Raw genomic sequence first — 862 nt, 5'->3', positions numbered from 1 at the left:
GGGGATGTCGGCGCCACCGAAGCGCTGCCGCCCCCAATCGGCGATCGGGTGCAGCGGCGTGTTTTGCAGAAGCTGCGAGCAACCCCATTCCACCCAAGTGTGCGGCACCTCACGCAGCCGGGGATGGAATTCCTCGATCAGGCGGGATTTTCCCAATCCCGGCTCGCCCACGATCATCACCAATTGCCCGTCGCCCTGCCGCGCCCGCTCCCAGCGCCGCATCAACAGCGCGATCTCTTCCTCGCGACCCACCAGCGGCGTGAGACGGCGCTGGCCGACGCGGCGCCCGCCACCGCTCGCCCTAACGAGCCGGTACAGCGTCACCGGCTCCGGCACGCCCTTAAGTTCATGGGGGCCGCGTTCCTCAACGACGAACAGACCGGCGACCTGGTGCTGCACCCGCGCCGTCATCACGACCGTGCCGGGCTCTGCTAGCGCCTGCACCCGCGCCGCAATGTTGGGCGCGTCACCGTAAATCTCGCCCGCCGCATCGACCACGACCGGTCCGGTTTCAATCCCGATGCGGGCGTTGAGCGCTGGCTTGCCAGCCTCAGCATTCCTGCGGTTCACCTCGGCGAGCGCCCGTTGGATCGAGAGCGCAGCCCGCGCCGCCCGTTCGGCGTCGTTCTCCTGCGCCAGCGGATGGCCGAATAGCATCATTAGCCCGTCGCCGAACTTTTTGGCGACGTGGCCGCCCAACTCGGTCACGGCGGTGGAGGCTGCATCGAGATAAGCGCTGACGAGGTCGCGCCACTCCTCGGGATCGAGCTGCGCGGAAATGCTGGTCGAGCCGACGAGATCACAGAACATCACCGTGACATAGCGGCGCTCGCCGCTGACCTCGGCCGCGGCGGAGATCGGC

Annotated in this window: 1 protein-coding gene; it reads right to left on the bottom strand. The window is 68.0% G+C overall.

The features are described from left to right. Positions 1–862: adenylate/guanylate cyclase domain-containing protein (locus ACFFWD_RS31170; protein ID WP_376971932.1), on the bottom strand; the 862-nt coding region annotated here is incomplete at both ends.

The organism is Bradyrhizobium erythrophlei (assembly GCF_042430365.1).
Lineage (GTDB): Bacteria > Pseudomonadota > Alphaproteobacteria > Rhizobiales > Xanthobacteraceae > Bradyrhizobium > Bradyrhizobium erythrophlei.
This window is presented reverse-complemented; position numbering and strand designations above follow the sequence as displayed.